Here is a 20,914-nt window from a genome sequence, read left to right on the forward strand (position 1 = left end):
TGATGTCCCGGTGAAGCGTGCACGTATCCCGGACTGGTTTGCCGTCGGACTGCTCATGGTGGGCGCCCTGTGCGCGCTCTCCGCGGTGAGCGCGGCGCTGGGCGCCCGGATGCACCCGGTCCGGGCCACGGTCGACGCCCTGCTGTTCCCGGCGCCGGCCAACGTCGGCTACACCGCGCTCATGATCACGCTCGCGGCCGGCGTGCACAACCGCAAGCGAGTCACCTTCTGGATGCTGGGCATCGTCCTGGTACTGCAGGGCCTCTACGACCTCTTCGTGCTCTCCGACCTCGGCGAGCGCGGCGGCGAGGCCCACGAGCTGCGCCTGCCCTGGCACGGCACGCTCGCGGCGGAGACCAACCTGGTGGTGACCGTCGTGCTGCTGGGCCTGCTGTGGCTGGCCCGCCCGGAGTTCCGGGCCCGGGTCCAGCAGGCCAGCCTGCCCAAGGCCCTGGTCACGCTGGGCGGGCTGCTGCTCGTCTTCACCGTGGCCGGCTGGGGCCTGCTCGAGCTGTTCCCGGGCTCGATCGGGCACGGGGTGCAGCGGCTGGAGTACAGCGGCCGGGTCGTGCTCGGCGGCGCGTTCGCCTTCGACGTCGACCGGCACGGCCGGGCCCCCGGCTGGGTGAACCTCGTGCTCGGCACGTTCGGCGCCATCGCCTTCTTCGCCGCCCTCTTCGCGCTGCTGCGCTCGCAGCGCATGATCGCCTCGCTCGACCCGGACGAGGAGCTGGCGGTGCGCCGACTGCTGGCCGAGCACGGCGAGCGGGACTCGCTGGGCTACTTCGCCACCCGCCGCGACAAGGAGATCATCCGGTCGCCGTCGGGCCGCGCCGCGGTCACCTACCGGGTCGTCTTCGGCGTCTCGCTGGCCAGCGGCGACCCCCTCGGCGACCCCGGCGCCTGGCCGCCGGCGATCGAGGCCTGGCTGCGGGAGGCGCGGGAGTACGCCTGGACGCCCGCTGTGATGGGCGCCAGCGAGGAGGGCGCGACCGCCTACGCGCGGGCCGGCCTGCGGGTCATCGAGCTCGGCGACGAGGCGATCCTGCACGTGCGCGACTTCGACCTGGAGGCGCCCCGGCTGCGCCAGGTCCGCCAGGCCGTGCACCGGGTCGAGCGGGCCGGGTACACGGTGCGCATCCGCCGCCACGCCGAGATCGGCGCCGAGGAGATGAGCCGGATCATCGAGCTGGCCGCCCGCTGGCGCGACACCGAGACCGAGCGCGGCTACTCGATGGCGCTGGGCCGCCTGGGCGACCCCAACGACGGGCGGTGCGTGCTCGTCGAGGCCCACGACCGCGACGGGCGCGAGGTGGCGCTGCTGTCGTTCGCCCCGTGGGGCGCGGGCGGGCTGTCGCTGGACCTCATGCGCCGCGACCGGCAGTCGGACAACGGGCTCATCGAGTACATGGTCGCCGGCCTCATGCGGGAGGCGCCGCGCCTCGGGGTGCACCGGGTGTCGCTGAACTTCGCCGTGTTCCGGGCCGTGTTCGAGGAAGGCGCCCGGATCGGGGCCGGGCCGGTGCTGCGGCTGTGGCGGGCGATGCTGCTGTTCGCCTCGCGCTGGTTCCAGCTCGAGTCGCTGTACCGCTCCAACGTGAAGTACAACCCGCAGTGGCTGCCCCGGTACCTGTGCTTCGAGGACGTGCGGGACCTGCCCAAGGTCGGGCTGGCCTCCGGCGCCGCCGAGGGGTTCGTGGTGGTACCGCGGCTGCGCACCATGCTGCGCCGGGGCGCGGTGCGGCCGTTCACCGCGGACCGCCGCGAGCTGATCGCCCCCGAGGAGGAGCTCACCGCCGTGGCCGCCCTGCCCGTGGTGCCCCAGGCGCGGCGGCCCGAGCAGGTGCGGGTGCGGCTGGCCAAGCTCGACGCGCTGCGGGCCGCCGGCGTGGAGCCGTACCCGCCCGGCTTCGAGCGCACCCACCCCGTCGGCCCGATCCGCGCCAAGCACGGCGACCTCGGCCCCGACACCCTCACCGGCGAGCGGGCCGCCGTGGCCGGCCGGGTCATCCGGCTGCGCGACCACGGCGGGCTGTGCTTCGCCCTGCTGCGCGACTGGACCGGCGACCTGCAGGTCGTGGTGCCCGACCCGGCGTTCGCGGCCACCGTCGACCTCGGCGACCACGTCGGCGTCGTCGGCGAGATCGGCACCACCCGCCACGGCGAGCTGTCCGTCTTCGCCGAGCAGTGGCAGCTCACCGCGAAGTGCCTGCAGCCGCTGCCGGACAAGCACCGCGGCCTGGCCGACCCGGAGGCCCTGGTCCGCCGCCGGCACCTCGACCTCATCGTCAACCCGCCGGCCCGGGACATGGTCCGCATCCGCTCGGCGGTCACGTTCGCGCTGCGCACGGCGCTGCACTCCCGCGGCTACGTCGAGGTCGAGACCCCGGTGCTGCAGCCGGTGCACGGCGGGGCCAACGCCCGTCCGTTCATCACGCACAGCAACGCCTACGACATGCGGCTCTACCTGCGTATCGCGCCCGAGCTGTACCTCAAGCGCCTGGCCGTGGGCGGGGTCGAGCGGGTCTTCGAGATCGGGCGCAACTTCCGCAACGAGGGCGTGGACGCCACCCACAACCCCGAGTTCACGATGCTCGAGGCCTACGAGGCGTACGGCGACTACACCACCATGCGGGCCCTGGTCCGCGACCTGATCCTGGCCGCCGCCGGGGAGGACACGGTGCTGCGCCGCGGCGACGAGGTCGTCGACCTGCGCGACGAGTGGCCGGTGGTGCCGGTCTACACCGCCGTCTCGCGGGCCGCCGGCGCCGACGTCACGCCCGGCACCACCGTGGCCGAGCTGCGCGAGCTGTCCGACCGGCTGCACGTGCCGTGGCAGGACGGCTGGACCCATGGCCAGCTGGTGCTGGAGCTCTACGAGCACCTGGTGGAGGCCACGACCGTCCGCCCGACCTTCTACAGCGACTTCCCGGTCGACGTCTCGCCGCTGACCCGGCAGCACCGGACCGACCCGCGGCTGGCCGAGCGCTGGGACCTCGTCGCCTTCGGCATGGAGCTCGGCACGGCGTACACGGAGCTGGTGGACCCGGTCGAGCTGCGGGCCCGGCTGACCGCCCAGTCGCTGCTGGCCGCGGCCGGCGACCCGGAGGCGATGGAGCTCGACGAGGACTTCCTCGACGCGTTCGAGTTCGCGATGCCGCCCAGCGGCGGCCTCGGCCTCGGCGTCGACCGGCTCGTCATGCTGCTCACCGGCCGGAGCATCCGCGAGACGCTGCCGTTCCCGCTGGTGAAGCGCGGGCGGATGTAACCTGGCTAATAACATGTCTCGATCCCCGGAAAAGTGGGAAATGGGGTCCGAATGGCCGATGAGAGCCCGACCCTCGACCTGCTGGAGCGGCTCGCCGCCGCCCCCGACCGGATGACCTTCGACGCGCTGGTGCGCCAGATCGGGCTGCCGGAGGCGGTGCTGCGCGGGCGGCTCAAACACCTCGTGGACCGGGGCTGGGTCGAGGCGGACGCCGACGGCGCCTCCTACGCGATCGGCGTCGGCGCGCTACGCCCCGGCAGCGCCTACCTGTCCGGCGACCGCACCGCGCGGCTGGCCGGCCCGATCCTGTCCCGGTTACGCGACCAGCTCGACGAGTCGGTCCGCCTCGTGCGCCTCGACGGCGCCTTCATCGTCTGCCTGGCCAGCCGCGAGTCCCTGCACGACCCGACCGGCCCGGCCATCGGCCGGCGCCTCCCGGCACTGACCAGCGCCAGCGGCCGGGCCATCCTCGTGCGGCGCCCGCCGGCCGAGATCGACGCGCTGCTCGACGAGGGCGTCGTGGCGCACACCATCGACACCGCCATCGACCGGGCCGCCATCGTCACCGCGCTGGCCGACACCCGCGCGCGCGGCTGGGCCTACGAGCGCGGCGAGGTCGTCCCGGGCGTCGGCTGCGTGGCCGTCGCGGTGCCCGCCGCCGGCCTGGCGCCGACCGACGCGATCAGCGTCGGCGTGCCGCTGCCCCGGCTCACCGACGACCATGCCGAGGACGTCGCCGCCTGCGTGCAGCGCGCGGTGCAGGAGGTGGCCGCCGCCGTGCTGCCGTAGAACGTCGCCGCCTGCGTGCTACACGCGGTGCGCCCCGGCTGAACGGCTTGCGAAATTTGTCCGAAATACGGAATTTCCCTCATCCTTCGGGAACCGGGCAGGTCAGCATGCTTGGCTCCCTCTCGGAGGTACCACGGCAGCGTTGCCGTGGCGGACAACGGGGGATCACCATGCTCAAGCACAACCGGATGCTGGCCACGATCGGCGCCGCGGCGCTGCTGGCCACACTCCTCGGCACGCCCGCGAACGCCGCCGGAACGGGTGGCGGCCCAGGCAGGGGCGGCACGGGCTCGGGCAACGCCATGCTCGGCGCGATCAAGCACCACCGGCACGCCGGCACGCCCGCCGCGACGTGCCGGGAGCTGACCGTCAACGGCGGCTTCGAGACGCCCAGGCTCGGCAAGTCGGACTACAAGCAGTTCGACCAGGCCGACGTGCCCGGCTGGCGCACCGACGACCCGGCCGGCAAGATCGAGATCTGGAGCGGCAACATGGGCGTGCCGGCCCGCTTCGGCACGCAGTTCGCCGAGCTCAACGCCACCGGCCAGGGCAACTCGATCTACCAGGACATCAAGACCAAGCCCAACACGAAGATCTACTGGTCCTTCTGGATCCGGGCCCGGGACACCTCGAAGGCCAAGGACGTCGACGCCACCCAGATCCACTTCGGCAAGACCCCGAAGAACGATGGCAGCGTCAACGGCATCGGCTCGGCGTTCTCGTACGTCAACTCCTCCGACGACGCGCGCTGGAAGCGCCTGTACGGCTGGTACAAGACCGGCCCCGACCAGACCTCGACCCGCGTCACGCTCACCGCGGTGGACAGCGCGTCGACCGATCGCGGATACGGCAACCTCGTCGACGGCCTGACCATCGTCGACCAGCCCGGCTGCTTCTGATTCCAGCCCCACCGGCAACCGCGACGCCGGTCGGCCCGCCACATGGCGCGTCGGCCGGCGTCGATCTTTGTCAAGACCGGCGAACCGGATGGTGCGTTGACTAATATCAATCTTTGTCAAGACCGGGTGAACAAGGTCGCAGCGTATAAGCAACTTTTATAAGCACATGATACAAATGAAGTATGCCCACTGCCCGAACCGCACTCGACCCTGCGCGCCTGACGGTCGCCGTCGAGCGGCTCTTCAGCCTCTTGCGCCAGGGCAACCCCCCGAACGACATCAGCCTCACGGCCGCCTCGACGCTGCGGCGACTGGAGCGGGAAGGCCCACGGCGGCTCACCGAGCTCGCCACCGCGGAGGGCGTCACCCAGCCCGCGATGACCCAGCTGGTCCAGCGCCTCGAGCGGGAGGGGCTGGCCGACCGGGCCGCCGACCCCGCCGACGGCCGGGTCGTGCTGGTCCAGGTCACGCCGGCCGGGATCGAGCTGCTCGAGCGGCGCCGCGCGGTGCGGGCCGCGCACATGGCCTCCCTGCTCGAAGACGTTACCGACGAAGACGAAGCGCTGATCGCGGCTGCGCTACCGGCGCTGGAGAGGCTCGCCAAGTGACCGAGATCCTCGACGTTTCCAACAAGTCCGGCCTCCGCGGGGCGCTGTCGGGCGGCAAGGACCACCCGCACTACAAGTGGGTGGCGCTGTCCAACACGACCCTCGGCATGCTCATCGCCACCGTCAACTCCTCGATCGTGCTGATCTCACTGCCGGCCATCTTCAACGGCATCAGGCTCAACCCGCTCAGCCCCGGCAACGTGTCCTACCTGCTGTGGATGCTCATGGGGTACATGCTGGTGAGCGCCGTGCTGGTGGTGACCCTGGGGCGCCTGGGCGACATGTACGGCCGGGTCCGCATCTACAACCTCGGCTTCGCGCTGTTCACCGTCACCTCGATCGCCCTGTCGCTGGACCCCTTCGACGGCGGTTCCGGCGCGCTGTGGCTCATCGGCTGGCGGGTGCTGCAGGCCGTCGGCGGCGCCATGCTCATGGCCAACTCTGCCGCGATCCTCACCGACGCCTTCCCGGCCGCCCAGCGCGGCATGGCCCTGGGCGTGAACATTGTGGCCGGCATCGCCGGCTCCTTCATCGGCCTGGTGCTCGGCGGCCTGCTCGCCGAGTGGAACTGGCGGGCCATCTTCTGGGTCAACGTGCCGATCGGCATCTTGGGGACCCTGTGGGCGTACCGCAGCCTGCACGACACCGGCCTGCGCCGCCCCGGCCGGATCGACTGGTGGGGCAACCTGACCTTCGCCGTGGGCCTCACGGCGCTGCTGGCCGGCATCACGTACGGCATCCAGCCCTACGGCGGCCACAGCCAGGGCTGGACCAACCCGTGGGTGCTCACCGGCCTGATCGGCGGCGTGGTCGTCCTGGCCCTGTTCGTCTGGATCGAGCGCCGGGTCGCCGAGCCGATGTTCCCGCTCGCCATGTTCAAGATCCGCGCCTTCTCCTCGGGCAACGTGGCCAGCCTGCTCGCCTCGATCGCCCGCGGCGGCCTGCAGTTCATGCTCATCATCTGGCTGCAGGGCATCTGGCTGCCGCTGCACGGCTACAGCTACGAGTCCACGCCGCTGTGGGCCGGCATCTACCTGCTGCCGCTGACCGTGGGCTTCCTCGCCGCCGGCCCGATCGCCGGGCACCTGTCCGACAAGTACGGCCCGCGCCTCTTCGCCGCCGTCGGCCTGGTCGTCATGGCGGTTTCCTTCGGCGGCCTGCTCGTCCTGCCGACCGACTTCTCCTACTGGGCCTTCGCCGTGCTGGTCTTCCTCAACGGCCTCGGCGGCGGCCTCTTCGCGGCCCCGAACACCTCGCTCATCATGTCGAGCGTCCCGGCCCACATGCGCGGCGCCGCGTCGGGCATGCGGGCCACCTTCCAGAACGCCGGCATGGTCCTGTCGATCGGCGTGTTCTTCTCGTTGATGATCGCGGGCCTGTCCAGCTCCCTGCCGAACTCGCTGAGCACCGGCCTGACCTCCCAGGGCGTCCCCGCGCAGGCGGCGGCCCAGATCGCCGGCCTGCCGCCGGTCGGCACGCTGTTCGCGGCCTTCCTGGGGTACAACCCGATCCAATCGCTGCTGGGCCCCCAGCTGCTCGGCCAGCTCCCGCCGTCCAATGCGGCCACGCTGACCGGCCGCGAGTTCTTCCCGCACCTGGTCTCCGGCCCCTTCCACGACGGCCTGATGATCGTCTTCTGGATGGCCATCGCCATGGCCCTCATCGGCGGCCTGGCCTCCCTCATCAAGCCGGGCAAGCACGAGATCAACCCGGCACCCGCCCAGTCCTGATTCGCAAGAGGCGCGGCCCCGGTTACAGCCACGGGCCGGGCGCGGCGCAGCGGGCGGGCCGGTCACCCCGGGGAGTGGGGCGACCGGCCCGTCCGCGTACCGCGTCCGCGCCGTCGTCGGCCACCCCGGCCGACGGGGCGGCCCTGCTGGAATCGGGGCTGCGCAGCGGCGGCCGTTCGTCTACAGTGCCGAACTTGTGTCGATGCCCTGCATGATCTGCGCAGCGCCCGGATTTGCGACCGGGGACGGGCACCTCTGTGCCGAGCACGGCGGGCTGGCGCCCGCTGAACCGCCCCTGCCCCGACCCCGGCCGCGGCCGTCGGTGGGGTGGCAGGTGCTCACCTGGGCGTTCGTGGCGCTCTCGGTGGTCTATATCGGACTGCTGCTCGCCGACATCGGAGTGCTGGCGGCCGCCGACACGATCGTGGACCGGGCCGCCGACGATCCGGCGTCGATGCTCACGGCGGCGTCGGCGCGGGTGCTGCGGCTCGGGGACCAGCTCAACAGCCTGACGCTGGTGTGGATCTGGGTGTACCTCGCCGGCTTCATCGCCTGGACGGCGTTCAGCCGGCGCCGCGCGCAGCGGCTCGGGTACGACCGGCGGCAGGTCCTGCGGCACTGGACCTTCGTGGCGTGGCGGCTGAGCCTGGTGCTGGTCTTCGCCATGTCCCTGGTCGTCGCGAACCGCAAGCTGCCGGCCAACACCGACATGGCGACCCTGCGCGACGCATTCATCGGCCACAGCCACGCCCTGATGGGGTACACCGCCGTGCGCATCGCGATGATCGGGCTGCTGTCGTCGTACGTCATCATCGTCTGGCGCCGGCTCACCGACCGGCGTCCCGCTGAGGCGGCAGCTGCGTGAGGCGGGCGGTCAGGAAGGCGCGCTCGACGTCGTTGTCGCACAGGGCGATCGCCCCCTCGTAGGCGACACGGGACTCCTCGACGCGGCCCAGCCGGCGCAGCAGGTCGGCGCGGGCGGCGGGCAGGTAGTGGTAGCCGGCCAGGCGCGGGTCCTCGGCCAGGCCGTCGATCAGGGCCAGGCCGGCGGCCGGGCCGTCCAGCATGGCGACGACCACGGCGCGGTTCAGGGCCACGACCGGGGTGGGCCAGGCGGCCAGCAGCAGGTCATACACGGCGCGCAGCTGGGACCAGTCCGTGTCGGCGTAGGTCGGGGCCTCCGTGTAGAGGGCGGCGATGGTGGCCTGCAGCGCGAAGCGGCCCGGCCGCCCGCCGCGCAGGGACGAGCGGACCAGGCGCAGGCCCTCCGCGATCTGGGCGTGGTCCCATTGCGTACGGTCCTGCTCCTCCAGCAGGACCAGCCGGCCGTCGGGGTCGAGCCGCGTGGCGCGGCGGGCGTCGTGCAGGAGCAGCTGGGCCAGCAGGCCCTGGGCCTCGCGCTCGTCGGGCATCAGCGCGCACAGGGTGCGGGCCAGGTCCAGGGCGCGCTCCACGAGGTCCGGCCGGACCAGGTCACCCCCGTGGTAGCCGGCGTGGCCGGCGGTGAAGACGAGGTGGACGACGGTCAGCACCGCGTCCAGGCGGTCCGGCAGCTCCTGCGGGGACGGGACGCGGTACGGGATGCGGGCCGCGGCGATCTTCTTCTTGGCCCTCGTCACCCTCGCGGCCATGGTGGACTCGCTGACCAGGAAGGCACGGGCGATCTCGGCCGTGCTGAGGCCGCAGACCAGGCGGAGGGTGAGGGCGAGCTGGGCCTCCCGGGCCAGCGCCGGATGGCAGCAGGTGAAGACGAGCCGCAGGCGGTCGTCCGGGAACGCGTCGGACGTTTCCGGCGCGTCGGGAACGACGAGCATGGGCAGCTTGGCGCGCAGGATGGCCGCGCGGCGGTGGGCGTTCAGGGCGCGGCGCTGCGCCGCCGTCGTCAGCCAGGCGCCGGGGTTGGACGGCACGCCCTGGCGCAGCCACGCGTCCAGGGCCGAGACGTACGCGTCCTGCACGCACTCCTCGGCCAGGTCCAGGTCGCGCGCGACGCGCACCGTCGCGGCGAGCACCCGGGCCCACTCGCGACGGTGCGCGTCGGCGATCGCCGCGCGGACGAGATCGGACAACCTACTCGAAGGCCCAGATCGGGCGGACCTCGACGCCGCCGAACATCGCCGGGCACAGCTTGCCGATCTCCAGGGCGTGATCCAGGTCCTTGGCCTCGATCAGGTAGTAGCCGCCGAGCACTTCCTTGGTCTCCACGAACGGGCCGTCGGTGACCACGTCGCCGCGGATCGAGGTGGCGGTCGGCGTCGGCTGCAGGGCGTTGCCGCCCAGCAGCGTGCCGCCGAGCTCGCCGACCTGCTCGGCGAAGCGGTTGTGCGCGGCCATCACCTGCTCGGATACGGCCGGGTCGGCGTTCTCGTAGGCGGTTTCGTCCTCGTAGATCAGGATCAGGTACTGGGCCATTGCGGGCTCCTCACGATTGCGTCGGTGTCACATGACACTCCTACGACAATCGGGCCGGGACAGGCTCGACAGCCCGGCCGAAGTATTTCTCCGAAAGTAGCGCGCCGGCCGCGATGACGGCGGTGCCGAGCACGTACCAGCCGGTGACGACCAGCAGGGCGACGGCGGAGGCGAACGCCACCACGGCGCAGCGGCGGGCCCAGGTGCCCCGGGGCAACAGGCGGACGGCGGCGGCCGAGCCCACGAGGTACACCAGGACGAAGCAGCCACTGGTGAGCAGCACGAGCGCCCGGGTGCCGGTCCCGGTCGCGGCGACCACCACCAGCGAGACGGCGCCGAGCAGGGCCACGACGAGCAGGCTGCGGCGGGGCACCGCGCCGGGGGCGGCCCCGCGGGCAAACCACGCCGGCAGCGCGCCGTCGCGGCCGAGGGCGGCGCCGAGCTTGGCCGCGCCCGCGTAGTAGGCGTTCATGGTGCCGAGGGTGAGCAGCAGGGCGGCGGCGGCCGCGATCGGGCGCACCCGGCCGCCGGTGCCGACCGCGAGCAGCTCGGCCAGCGGGGCGTCGGACATCGACGGGCCGAGCACGAGGACGCTGGCGGCGGCGATGGCCAGGTACAGCACCGCCACCACGACCAGCGCGATTCCCGTGGCCCGGGGCAGGTCGCGCCGCGGGCGGCGGAAGTCCGCGGCCAGCGACGTGACCGCCTCCCAGCCGGCGAAGCCCCAGACCAGCACGGCCGCGGCCGGCCCGATCGCCCACCAGCCGTGCGGGGCGAACGGGTGCAGGTTGGCCGCCCGGGCGTGCGGCAGCGCGGTCAGCGTCGCGGTGAGCAGCAGCGCGATGAGCAGCGCGGCCAGCCCGAGCTGCAGCCGGCCCGACACCCGCACGCCCCCGAGGTTGCCCACCGTCACGGCGAGCATCAGCCCGGCCGCGGTGAGCAACGCCGTGCGGGTGCCCCCACCGAGGGCCGCGGCCACGTACGCGCCGCCGAAGAGCGCGGCGGCCGGCGCCCCGACCGGCACCGCGAAGTAGAACGACCAGCCCACCACGGCCGCGGCCCGCCGCCCGAACGCGGTGCGCGCGTAGGTGGCGACCCCGCCCGCGTCCGGGTAGCGGGCGCCGAGCGCGGCGAACGTCGCGGCCAGGGGCACGGACAGGGCGACCAGCGCGGCCCAGGCGATCAGCGACGCGGGCCCGGCGGTCTGCGCGGCCAGCGCCGGCAGCGCAATCACGCCGGTGCCCAGCACGGCGCCGATGGACAGGGCGGCGCCCTGCGGGACGGTTATCACAACCAAGATCCTGCGGCGGTACCGCGGCCGCTCGCGAGTGGCAGGAATGCCGTTCTGCGATAGATTTCTGCCATGGGCAGCCCACACGTCGTCGGCGTCGCGGTCACCGGGCACCTGCCCGTGTTCGAGCTGGCCGTGCCGTGCGAGGTCTTCGGCATCGACCGGCCCGACCTGGCCGATCCCTGGTACGAGCTGCGCTTCGCCGCGGCCGAGCCCGGCCGGCACCCGGCCCGCTCGGGGCTGAGCATCGAGGCGCCGCACCCGCTGGAGTCCCTCGTCGAGGCCGACACGGTGCTGCTGCCGGCGTTCCCGCGGGCCAAGCAGGTCGAGCCGCCGGACGCGCTCGTCGCCGTGGTGCGGGAGGCGCACGCGCGGGGCAAGCGGATCGTGGCCATCTGCACCGGGGCGTACGTGCTCGCCGCGGCCGGCCTGCTCGACGGGCGCCGGGCGACCACGCACTGGATGAACGCCTTCGACTTCGCCCAGCGCTACCCGCGCGTCACCTTCGACCCGGACGTGCTCTACACCGAGGACGGCAACCTGTTCACCTCGGCCGGCACCGGCGCCGCCATCGACCTGTGCCTGCACCTGGTCCGCCTCGACCACGGCGCCGCGGTCGCCAACGAGGTGGCCCGCCGGATGGTCGTGCCGCCGCACCGCGACGGCGGCCAGTCCCAGTTCGCCGCGGCGCCGCCCCGGCCGCGCCCGGCGGACGCCTTCGGCGGCGCGCTGGAGTGGGCCCGGCGGCGCCTCGACCAGCCCCTCACCGTCGCCGACCTGGCCCGCGAGGCCCGCCTGAGCCCGCGCACCTTCGCCCGGCGCTTCCGCGAGCACGTCGGCACCAGCCCCCTGCAGTGGCTGGTCGGCCAGCGGGTGCGGCTGGCCCAGGAGCTGCTGGAGACGACCGACGACTCGATCGACCGGATCGCCCACCGCACGGGCTTCGGCACCCCGGCCAACCTGCGCGTGCACTTCGCCCGGCAGACCAGCGTGACCCCGACGACGTACCGCCAGGTCTTCCATCGCTGATTTTTTTGAGATCTGAATTAAGTACTGCTTAGAGATCTGTCCGTTTGCCTTGTGCGCCCCTACGCTTTCGTATCCGTGCGCCTTGGCCTTCTGCTGTGTTCGATGGTCCTCGTCCTGGCGGGTTGCGGCGGGACTGCTTCCGACACCACCGCCGGTTCCGGCAGTTCCGACAGTCCTCGCAGCTCAGATGTATCGAACCCCTCCGATTCCGCGGACCCTTCAGGGGCCGCCGGGCTGTCGGGGGTGGCCGGCTCGCCCACGCCGTCGGGCGCCGCCGCGTCCTCGAAGGCCGTCGCCGCCGCCAGTGGCGGGTGGGTGCCCGTCGACAAGGCGGCGTGGAAGGCGCAGGTGGACGCGTACAAGGCCCTGGCCGCCGATCCGGTGCCGGCCGGCGTCGGGAACCTGGCCGAGTTCCGGGCCGACTGCCAGTACAGCCACTCGGCGGCCGACGACCCGATCGTCTTCCCCGGCCTCCCGGGCGCCTCGCACATGCACTCGTTCATCGGCAACAAGGCCACCAAGGCGGATACGACGGCCGAGGACCTCACGAAGTACACCGCGACCACCTGCAAGCCCACCCAGGACCACTCCGCCTACTGGGTGCCGACGCTGTATGACAACGCGACCGGCAAGCCGGTGGAGAGCACGGGCTTCCGGGTGTACTACCGCACGCTCATGAACACCTCGACCGGCCAGATGCCGATGCCCAACGGCCTGCGCATGATCGCCGGCGACGCCAAGAAGCAGCAGCCGACCCCGCGCGGCGCCCAGGGCCAGTTCTACTGCGCCTTCTACGGCCCCGGCGACCTCGACGGCGTCGCCCGCAGCACCAACGGCAACTGGCCCATCTGCGGCGGCACCGCCACGCTGCACTTCATCCTGCAGTTCCCGGACTGCTGGGACGGCGAGCACCTGGACAGCCCCAACCACAAGGACCACGTGGCCTTCGGCTCCGGCAACGGCTGCCCCGCGAAGCATCCGGTGAAGATCCCGGCCATCGCCTTCGACATCCAGTACGGCGTGAAGGGCACCCCGGAGGGCTACTACCTCTCGTCGGACAAGGAGGGCAAGAGCGCCTCCTCGATGCACGGCGACGCCTTCGTCATGTGGGACCAGCCGACCATGAACCAGCGCACCAGGAACTGCCTCGCCCAGCGGCGCACCTGCGACGACTTCGGCTACCAGAAGTAGCTCGGCGCCTACCGCCCGTCCGGGCCTCGCCGCCCCGGCGGCCAGGCCCGGCTCAGTGCTCCAGGGCCAGCGCGACCTCGCGGTATCGGGACACGGTCACCAGGTGGACGCCGGAGAAGGCGCCGCTCTCGCGGAGGGCGTCCACCTGCGCGCAGGCGGCGGCCACCCCCGCGCGCGGGTCGGCGGCGACCCGGTCGATCAGGTCGGCCGGGATGTCGATGTCCGGGATGGTGGCCGAGAGACGGCGGGCCATGCCGGCGCTGGCCAGGACGAGCACCCCGGCGTACACCGGCTGCTCCAGCGCGGTCTCGTCGCGCCAGCGCAGCAGGGCGTCCACGTCGAAGCTCATCTGGGCGAACACGAAGTCCGCCTCGCGCTTCCAGGACGGCACGCGGCGCAGGGCGGCGGCAACGCCGATGCGCGGGCGGGTGAAGCCGGGGCGCTCGGCCATCGCGTGAGCCTCGGCGATCATCGTGCGGACGGTCAGCTCGCCGGTGCGCTCGCCGACGGTCGGCTTGTCGCCGTGCACGAAGAGGAACTCGCCCACGCCATAGGCGGCGGCGGTCAGCATGTCGCGCTGGAAGCCCAGCAGGTTGCGGTCGCGGGAGTTCAGGCAGGCGATGCTGCGCCCGCCCATGGCCGCCACCTCGTGCGCCACGGCGATGCTGGACACCGTTGCCCGCCCGATGTGGTTGTCCGGGATGAGAAACGCGTGCGCGACCGGGGCCAGGACCCCGATCTGGTGCCGCACGTGCCGGATGTCGGGCCGCGTCGGCGGCTCGATCTCACAGACGATCTCGAAGGTGCTCCCCATCCCGGTCACCCTTAGGACGGTATGAGTTGCGACCGGCGCACTCGCACGCGGGTCCCGTCGGTCAGCGTCACCTCGACCCGGCCCACCGAGTCGGTGTCGCCGAAGGCATAGATCTCCTTGCCGTCGTGCTCGGCCAGCTCGTCGCGGCCGGTACGCAGCACCCACTTCAATTCGCGCGATTTGCCCAATTTGCCCACCCCCGCGAACCAAGGTACGGAATCCACCCCGGTCCGCGGGGCAGGCGCGCGGAAGGTCAGCCCTCGCGGGTGAGCTGCTCGCGCAGGACCCGCAGGGCGCCGGTCAGCAGCCGGGACACGTGCATCTGGGAGATGCCGAGCTCCGCGGCGATCTGCGACTGGGTCAGGTTGCCGTGGAAGCGCATCGCGATGATCTTCTGCTCCCGCTCCGGCAGCTTGGCCAGCAACGGCCGCAGCGCCTCACGGTTCTCGACGTTACGCATGTCCGGGTCCTCGGCACCGAGCAGATCACCCAGGCCCGCCGCCCCCGCGTCCGCGCCGTCACCGGCCGGGGCGTCCAGCGACAGCGCCCGGTACGCCTGCCCGCAGTCCAGGCCCTCGATGACCTCCTCCTCACTCACCCCGAGCCGGGTGGCGAGGTCGGCGACCGTCGGGGACCGGCCCAGGTCCTGGGCAAGATCCCCGGAGACCTTACTGATCTCCAGCCGCAACTCCTGCAGCCGGCGAGGCACCCGCACATCCCAGCCCTTGTCCCGGAAATGCCGCTTGAGCTCACCGACAATCATCGGGATCGCGTAACTGGTGAACGCCGCCCCCCGCAACGGGTCAAACCCGTCGACCGACTTGATCAAGCCGAGGTTGGCCACCTGGACCAGATCGTCGAACAGCTCACCCCGGTTACGGAAGCGGCGGGCGAGGTACTCCGCGAGCGGGATGTACAGCTCGATCAGCCGGGCGCGGACGCGTTCGCGGTCGGCGCCGGTGGGGAGGTCGGCCAGCAGCGACAGCAGCGCCTTCGCCTGCGCGTCGGTTTCGCGGGTGCCGCGCCCGTGCGGGGCCTGGGTGCTCTGCTGGTGGGTGTGGGTGTTCTGCACGTCGATGCTCATGGCAGGGTTCAGCCTTTCCCATTTGGTACCGCATGACCGGCGCCACAACGCGTCCCGGCCCGATTCGGGCACGGGGTTTCGGTGGTGGGCGAGCGGGGAACCCTGCAGTGGGCAGGGTCGTAGGCGTGCTCGCAGTCCGGTCGAATGACGCTGCGACGCCCGTGTCTTGAGCGCCGGCGCAGACCGCCGGTGTCGCCACGCTCCGGGTGTGCCGCCGCCGTCTGGACGGGCCCGGCCGCATGGGGAGATACGTCACCCATACGGGGTGGGACGCCTTCACCTTACAAGAACTTGCCGCACGGCAACAGCCAGGTGCGGCGTTCGCACCTCGGCGGACCGCATGGTGATCGATGCCTTGGTCCCGAACGTCGCACGGCTACGAACCGCTCGGCCCGGGCCTGACCTGGGTCGGCAAGTGGCGGCCGGACCCCGGCGAGGCCCAGGTGTCGCACGGCTACGGCGGCGTGGGCGCACACCGCTGAACCCACGGTCGGGCAAGCGGCGAACAGGGTCGGGGCGGTACTCTGTGCTCGGGCAGCGCGCCTGCCCGAGCCTGACCCGGCCGCCCACGCCGACCGGGCCCGAGGCCAAGAGGCTCCGACTCAGCGCACCGATCCGGGCTGCCCAACCACGCCCGGCGGCGGCACATCCCGTCCGATCGGTGCGAGCGTGGGTCGACGCCGGAGGACCTTTATGGCCGAGGTACCGCAGCACCCGACAACCCCGTCCGACCGCCCGGATGATCGCCACTCCCCGCCCCACCGCGACCAGAGGGAAACCCCGGGTGCACCGACGGGCGGCGGCTCAACCCCGGAGGTCGCGGCCGCCGAGGTGACGGCGGCATCGCCACCCCCGCCGACGGACCCAATGCCCGCGGACCCGGCTCCCCCACCCGCCCTAGGCTCCCCCACAGCCACGCCCAGCCCGCGCATGCGCACCCGAACCGCCCGCGACCGCGCCCGCCGCCGAGCCGTACGCGCCCACGCCGCCGAAACCGGCGTCCCCTACTCGATCGCCGCCCGCCAACTGGCCGCCGCGGGCCTCGCCCCGGGCGAGTCGCTGGCAAACGCGGGCCGCACCGTGTACCCGGTCGCGTTGTCCCGTGGCCGCTGGACCATCGTCGCCCGCGAGGAGCGCCCCGCCGAGGAGAAGCTGGCCACCACCCGCACGGCCGCCCGCCTCCCGGCCGGCCGGGCCCGTCACCTGGCCGACCGCTTCCCACCGGCCGACGCCGAGGGCACCCCCTTCTACGCCGGCTCGCTGCGCGCCGAACTCCTGGCCATGGTGTACCTGGCCGCGGCCCACGAGGTCCCCGGCCTGGTCCCGCCCCCGCTGGACCTGGCCTGGACCGCCGAGCTGGGCGAGGAGACCGCCCTCGACACCGCCTGCGCCGACCTGGACCGAGCCGCCCGGCTCTTCCTGAACGACCGCCCCGCCGAGCGCTGGCACCGCATCGACGCCGCCCTGGCCGCCGCCCAGCACCACCCGGAGCCGGCCACCCGCTATGCCGCCGACCTGCTGACCCTCGCCCACCGCCGCCTCTGCACCCCGACCGAGGACGCCGCGGGCGAGCCCCAGGTCCCGCCGGCCCCGTGGCAGGGCGTGGGCCAGACCCTCGACGCCCTCCTCGTCGTCGCCGACGACGGCCACGCCCCGGGCACCCGCATCCGCCTGCCCGGCAAGGGCCCCCGCCGCGAGGGCACCATCCAGGGCGCCCATTGGACCGCATCGGGCTCCCCCATCGCGTACGACATCACTCTCGACGACGACCCGGCACCCCGCACCGTCCTCCCGCCCGACCTGGTAGTCCTCCCAGCCCAGGAGTCCGACGCCCCCGCCCTGACCTATTGACCGACCCCCGACGCCCCACCACTCATGCCGGCCACCCGGTCCTGCCTGCCCAGGCTCGCACAAAGCCCGGAAGCGGGCCGGCGGTGCGCTGCGGGCTGACCGCCCATCGCTCGACGTCGTGCCGATAGCGTCCGCCGCGGGAGTCGATGATCACGTGCTGATGCTCCCCGAGCGGCTCAGCCACCTGGCCCGGCGGCGACCAGCGCCCAGTCATTCCCAGATCGGACACGCACGCATCGGCAATGCAATGCACCACGCCATCGAACAGACGGTCACCCAATGTCACGATGGACCTCGCGCTAGCAAGCATGGTCTGCGGGATGGCGTGCGCCATCTGACATTGTGCGATGCCGTTCGGGGCGGCGCATTCTGCCGGGTGCTGAGATAATCAAATGCGTGGGGCAGTTGCAGTTGTTCACAAAAACCGAATTGGCTTCCATGCGCGACCGGACCAGGTCACGTCGTTATTCTCCGGCAAAGGAGCAGTTCCGCCAGGAACACGCGCGGCATCGAGCCTGGGGATTGGCCACACGGCACGCCGAGCGGCTGCGCCGCGCGCACGGCGACACCCCGCCACCGGCCGGCAACCAGCGGGACGACTCACTGCACAAACCGGCGCCGCCCCCGCCACCACCAGCCACACCACCGGCCGGCGACCAGCGGAATGGCTCGGTGCACGAACCAGCGCCGCCCTCGCCGCCACCGGCCACGCCACCTGCGCCGCCACCGGTCATGCGAGCTGGGCGGGACCGGACCTCCCGCGATCGACAGCCTGGTGCATGACGGTGATCCCGCGCCGCGCGAGGCGAACGGCGTCACGCAGCCCGGCCCAACCCCGACGCTTCGTGGGACACCCGCACCATTGCTGCCCGAGCCCGCCGGTGCGGAAACACATGCAGCGGTGATCGGGAATATTCCCGAACCGACGCATTTCCATCGTCGTCCGGCGATGCAACCACGCCATTTTCTCCACGGCTCTCGAAGGGCACCATCAGACAATCATTGCGTCAACAGACCGCTGGCGCCGATTCGCCGGACCTCCCGACGGCGATGGCTCGCGAAACGACCCGCGTCGGCAGTTCAGTGCGTCCAGCCAGCGCGCCGCCGGTTACTCGCTGTCGCGATGGGCGCCGCGCTGGCGAGCGGGGGCTGCGGTGCGTGCGGGCAGCGAATCAAGCGGTTGCTGCTGGCGGAGCGCTGCTAGGCGCATCCACCGCTGTCGCGCGAGTTCGCCGTCGCCGCGAGTGTGCATGGAGGAGAGCGGTTCCACGTTCATCGGTGCCAGGGACGTCCGTGTCCGCTCTGTTGGCGATCGGCCTGAGTCGCGCGGCGGGGTCGAGGCGGAGGTGCGGCGGTTACGCGGGCACCGGAGTGGGGTGCTCCGCAGGCGGCGGTGTGGTGCTGGTTTGGGTGAAGGTCAGGCGGTCGTCCTCTCTGTCGACCGTCAGGGTGGTGCCCGCGGGGAGGGACTCGGTCAGGAGGCGGGTGGAGAGCTCGGTCTCCAGTTCGCGTTGGATGGCTCGGCGCAGGGGGCGGGCGCCCAGCTTCGGGTCGGTGCCGGTCGTGGCCAGGTGGTGGCGGGCGGCGGCGGTCAGGGTCAGGGTTATGCCTCGGGCCGCGAGGGTGGTGGTCAGGCGTTGCAGGTGGTGGTCGACGATGGTCAGCAGGTCCGGCTCGGTCAGCGGGTGGAAGACCACGATCTCGTCGATGCGGTTGAGGAACTCGGGGCGGAAGTGGCGGGACAGGTCCCTCATGTACGCGGCCGTTGCCGGCCCGTCAGGCCGATCGGTGGGTGCGGACGCCGTTGACACCGAGGGTCCGGGCCCGCCCGGCATGCCCGGACCAGGAACAGCCGGCACGCCCGGGCCGGAAACACCCGGCACGCCGAGGCCAGGAGCAGCGGGTGCACTCGGACCAATAGAAGCCGGACCAGGAAGAGCCGGGATGCCCGGGCCAGGCACACCCCGCACGCCCATGGCGGGTGCAGGCGACACGCGCAGACCCGGGACACCCCGCACGCCCACAGCGGAGACAGGCGACACGCCCAGACCCGGCACGCCCAGGGCGGACACAGGCGGCATGCCCAGACCCGGCACACCCCGCACACCCACAGCGGAGACAGGCGGGGGCAGGGTGAAGCCGGCCTCCGCGGTCGCGGTGCCCAGGTTGGTGGTCAGGATCAGGATGGTGTGGCGGAAGTCGGTGCGGCGGCCCTGGGCGTCGGTCAGGTGGCCGTCCTCCAGGACCTGCAGCAAGGCGTTGAAGACGTCCGGGTGGGCCTTTTCGATCTCGTCGAAGAGGATGACCGAGAACGGGCGGCGGCGGACCTGCTCGGTGAGCTGGCCGCCGTCGTCGTGGCCCACGTAGCCGGGCGGGGCGCCGACCAGGCGGGCGACGGTGTGGTGGTCGTGGTACTCGGACATGTCGAGCTGGATCAGGGCCTCCTCCGTGCCGAAGAGGTGCTCGGCCAGGGCCTTGGCCAGGGAGGACTTTCCCACGCCGGACGGGCCGGCGAAGATGAACGAGGCGGTGGGGCGCCTCGGGTCGGACAGGCCGGCGCGGGACCTGCGGATGGACTGGGAGACGGCGGCGACCGCGTGGTGCTGGGAGACGACCCGGCGGTGCAGGGCCTGCTCCATCGCGAGCAGGCGGGTGGTCTCCGATGTGGACACCGCGCCCACCGGGATGCCCGTCCAGGCGGCCAGCACCTCCGCGATCCTCGCGGCGTCGACCACCACCGGCGGGCCCAGGATGCTCGTGCGGGCGCCGGACTCGTCCAGCAGGTCGATGGCCTTGTCCGGGAGGTGACGGTCGGGGATGTAACGGTCGGCGAGGGTGACGGCGGCGGTCAGGGCCTCGTCCGTGTAGGTCACGCCGTGGTGGGACTCGTAGCTGGCGCGCAGGCCTCGCAGGATCGCCAGCGACTCGCCGGGGGTGGGGGCCGACACCGGGACGGGCTGGAAGCGGCGGTCCAGGCCGCCGTCGCGGCTGATGTAGCGGCGATACTCGTCCGTGGTCGTCGCGCCGATGGTCTGCAGCTCGCCGCGGGCCAGCAGGGGCTTGAGGAGGGACGCGGCGTCGATGGCGCCCTCGGCGGCGCCGGCGCCGACCAGGGTGTGCATCTCGTCGATGAAGAGGATGACGTCGCCGCGGGTGCGGATCTCCTTGATGACCTTGCGGAGGCGCTCCTCGAAGTCGCCGCGGTAGCGGGAGCCGGCGACGAGGGCGCCCAGGTCCAGGGAGTACAGCTGGCGGCCGCGCAGGGACGGGGGCACGTCTGCGGCGGCGATGCGCTGGGCCAGGGCCTCCACCACGGCGGTCTTGCCGACGCCCGGGTCGCCGGTCAGGATCGGGTTGTTCTTGCGGCGGCAGGTCAGGATCTGCACGACCCGCTCCAGCTCCCGGTCGCGGCCGATGACGGGGTCCAGGGCGCCCTCGCGGGCCGCGGCCGTCAGGTTGCGGGCGAACTGGTCCAGCGTCGGGGACGCGGACGGGGACGGGGGCGGCGGCTCCACCAGGGGAACGTCGGCGAGCTGGGCGCGCACGGCCGTCGGGTTGACGCCCAGGCGGGTCAGGATCTGCACGGCGACGCCCTCGCCCTCGCGGAGCAGGGCCAGCAGGATGTGCTCGGTGCCGATGTGCGAGGACCCCAGGCGCAGAGACTCGCGCAGGGACAGCTCCAGGGCCTTCTTGGCCCGCGGGGTGAACGGGATGTATCCGGTGGCGGCCCGGGGCCCGAGGCCGACGATCTCCTCGACCTCGCGAGTGACCGCCTCGAGCGTGACGCCCAGGGCGCGCAGGACGGTCGCGGCGAGGCCCTCGCCCTCGTGCAGCAGGCCGAGCAGCAGGTGCTCGGTGCCGATGTAGTTGTGGTTGAGGGTGCGGGCGGCCTCCTGGGCCAGCACGACAACCCGGCGGGAGCGGTCGGTGAAGCGCTCGAACATCGCC

At 72.6% G+C, this 20,914-nt stretch carries 18 protein-coding genes; 10 read left to right on the forward strand and 8 right to left on the reverse strand.

Going from position 1 to position 20,914, the window contains the following annotated elements:
• Positions 1–10: 10 nt before the first annotated feature.
• The 6 genes from lysX (at position 11) to AB0M46_RS10545 (ending at position 8,159) form a co-directional block, all read left to right on the forward strand.
• On the forward strand, positions 11–3,268 hold the full coding sequence (gene lysX, locus AB0M46_RS10520) for a bifunctional lysylphosphatidylglycerol synthetase/lysine--tRNA ligase LysX (protein WP_363334582.1): 3,258 nt from the start codon (positions 11–13) through the stop codon (positions 3,266–3,268).
• A gap of 51 nt (positions 3,269–3,319) precedes the next feature.
• On the forward strand, positions 3,320–4,057 hold the full coding sequence (locus tag AB0M46_RS10525) for an IclR family transcriptional regulator (RefSeq protein WP_363334584.1): 738 nt from the start codon (positions 3,320–3,322) through the stop codon (positions 4,055–4,057).
• A 170-nt stretch (positions 4,058–4,227) separates the two neighbouring features.
• Positions 4,228–4,956 carry a hypothetical protein gene (locus AB0M46_RS10530; protein ID WP_363334586.1) on the forward strand — a complete coding sequence of 243 codons (729 nt, stop codon included), beginning with the start codon at positions 4,228–4,230 and terminating at the stop codon, positions 4,954–4,956.
• Between the two features lie 182 nt (positions 4,957–5,138).
• Positions 5,139–5,564 (forward strand): MarR family transcriptional regulator, encoded by a 426-nt coding sequence (locus AB0M46_RS10535; protein ID WP_363334587.1) that lies wholly within the window; start codon positions 5,139–5,141, stop codon positions 5,562–5,564.
• A complete protein-coding gene (locus AB0M46_RS10540) occupies positions 5,561–7,294 on the forward strand; it encodes an MFS transporter (RefSeq protein ID WP_363334589.1) in 1,734 nt (577 codons plus the stop codon). Before AB0M46_RS10535 ends, AB0M46_RS10540 begins: the two co-directional genes overlap by 4 nt.
• 334 nt (positions 7,295–7,628) lie before the next feature.
• Positions 7,629–8,159: a hypothetical protein gene (locus AB0M46_RS10545; RefSeq protein WP_363334591.1), complete on the forward strand. Its 531-nt coding sequence runs from the start codon at positions 7,629–7,631 to the stop codon at positions 8,157–8,159.
• On the opposite strand, the gene AB0M46_RS10550 is transcribed toward AB0M46_RS10545, so the two are convergent.
• Genes AB0M46_RS10550 through AB0M46_RS10560 form a run of 3 tightly spaced genes read right to left on the reverse strand, consistent with a single transcriptional unit; the run spans position 8,122 to position 11,006 of the window.
• A complete protein-coding gene (locus AB0M46_RS10550; RefSeq protein WP_363334695.1) occupies positions 8,122–9,306 on the reverse strand; it encodes a DUF6596 domain-containing protein in 1,185 nt (394 codons plus the stop codon). The genes AB0M46_RS10545 and AB0M46_RS10550 overlap by 38 nt on opposite strands.
• A gap of 58 nt (positions 9,307–9,364) precedes the next feature.
• Positions 9,365–9,706, reverse strand: a complete 342-nt coding sequence (locus AB0M46_RS10555) for a YciI family protein (RefSeq protein WP_363334593.1) — start codon at positions 9,704–9,706, stop codon at positions 9,365–9,367.
• Between the two features lie 40 nt (positions 9,707–9,746).
• Positions 9,747–11,006, reverse strand: coding sequence for an amino acid permease (locus AB0M46_RS10560; RefSeq protein WP_363334697.1), 1,260 nt, complete (start codon positions 11,004–11,006; stop codon positions 9,747–9,749).
• A 63-nt stretch (positions 11,007–11,069) separates the two neighbouring features.
• Between AB0M46_RS10560 and AB0M46_RS10565 the strand changes: the two genes are divergently transcribed.
• Positions 11,070–12,026, forward strand: coding sequence for a helix-turn-helix domain-containing protein (locus AB0M46_RS10565; RefSeq protein ID WP_363334595.1), 957 nt, complete (start codon positions 11,070–11,072; stop codon positions 12,024–12,026).
• A 243-nt stretch (positions 12,027–12,269) separates the two neighbouring features.
• Positions 12,270–13,217 carry a DUF1996 domain-containing protein gene (locus AB0M46_RS10570; protein WP_363334597.1) on the forward strand — a complete coding sequence of 316 codons (948 nt, stop codon included), beginning with the start codon at positions 12,270–12,272 and terminating at the stop codon, positions 13,215–13,217.
• 52 nt (positions 13,218–13,269) lie between these two features.
• Here AB0M46_RS10570 and AB0M46_RS10575 read toward each other — a convergent pair whose 3' ends face one another.
• The 3 genes from AB0M46_RS10575 to AB0M46_RS10585 all read right to left on the reverse strand — a co-directional run bounded on the left by AB0M46_RS10575 (position 13,270) and on the right by AB0M46_RS10585 (position 15,115).
• A complete protein-coding gene (locus tag AB0M46_RS10575; protein ID WP_363334699.1) occupies positions 13,270–14,031 on the reverse strand; it encodes a methylenetetrahydrofolate reductase in 762 nt (253 codons plus the stop codon).
• An 11-nt stretch (positions 14,032–14,042) separates the two neighbouring features.
• A complete protein-coding gene (locus tag AB0M46_RS10580; protein ID WP_344619121.1) occupies positions 14,043–14,201 on the reverse strand; it encodes a hypothetical protein in 159 nt (52 codons plus the stop codon).
• Between the two features lie 83 nt (positions 14,202–14,284).
• Positions 14,285–15,115: a SigB/SigF/SigG family RNA polymerase sigma factor gene (locus AB0M46_RS10585; RefSeq protein ID WP_363334599.1), complete on the reverse strand. Its 831-nt coding sequence runs from the start codon at positions 15,113–15,115 to the stop codon at positions 14,285–14,287.
• Between the two features lie 350 nt (positions 15,116–15,465).
• On the opposite strand from AB0M46_RS10585, the gene AB0M46_RS10590 reads away from it, so the two are divergent.
• Entirely contained in the window at positions 15,466–15,597 is a 132-nt protein-coding gene (locus tag AB0M46_RS10590) for a hypothetical protein (RefSeq protein WP_363334600.1), read from the forward strand.
• Between the two features lie 448 nt (positions 15,598–16,045).
• The gene (locus AB0M46_RS10595) at positions 16,046–16,966 is read left to right on the forward strand and encodes a hypothetical protein (RefSeq protein WP_363334602.1); all 921 of its coding nucleotides are present in this window, start codon (positions 16,046–16,048) and stop codon (positions 16,964–16,966) included.
• 22 nt (positions 16,967–16,988) lie between these two features.
• Here AB0M46_RS10595 and AB0M46_RS10600 read toward each other — a convergent pair whose 3' ends face one another.
• Positions 16,989–17,300 (reverse strand): hypothetical protein, encoded by a 312-nt coding sequence (locus tag AB0M46_RS10600; protein ID WP_363334604.1) that lies wholly within the window; start codon positions 17,298–17,300, stop codon positions 16,989–16,991.
• Between the two features lie 1,021 nt (positions 17,301–18,321).
• Entirely contained in the window at positions 18,322–20,910 is a 2,589-nt protein-coding gene (locus AB0M46_RS10605; protein ID WP_363334701.1) for an AAA family ATPase, read from the reverse strand.
• Positions 20,911–20,914: the final 4 nt, after the last annotated feature.

Origin of the sequence: Dactylosporangium sp. NPDC051485 (assembly GCF_040682015.1) — a bacterium.
In the GTDB taxonomy this organism is placed as follows: domain Bacteria; phylum Actinomycetota; class Actinomycetes; order Mycobacteriales; family Micromonosporaceae; genus Dactylosporangium.